The organism is Polaribacter sp. OB-PA-B3, assembly GCF_054589375.1.
On the sequence record NZ_BAAIIX010000035.1, the window covers coordinates 1 to 256 of the forward strand.

Consider the following 256-nt stretch of genomic DNA (forward strand, 5'->3'; position numbering starts at 1 on the left):
CTATCTTAGGCCATACCTTTCCGATTTTTGCTCATTTTAAAGGAGGAAAAGCCGTTGCAACCAGCGCTGGCATGTTATTAGCCTACTCACCTATTTTCTTTTTATATTCGGCTTCTATTTTTGTGATTACGCTATTAATCACCAGCACTGTTAGTTTGACAAGCATGATTGCTGCCGTACTCATTACTTTGTCAACTATTTTTATTCCAAATATTGCTCCTGCTATTTTAGCGCATAAAGACCCTCTACTTATTAG

1 protein-coding gene is annotated in these 256 nt (G+C 37.5%); it reads left to right on the forward strand.

Features of this window, described 5'->3' with window-relative positions; genetic code table 11:
* The coding region (locus ACYPV9_RS14270) for a glycerol-3-phosphate acyltransferase (protein ID WP_459744845.1) at nt 1–256 on the forward strand (256 nt) is incomplete at both ends.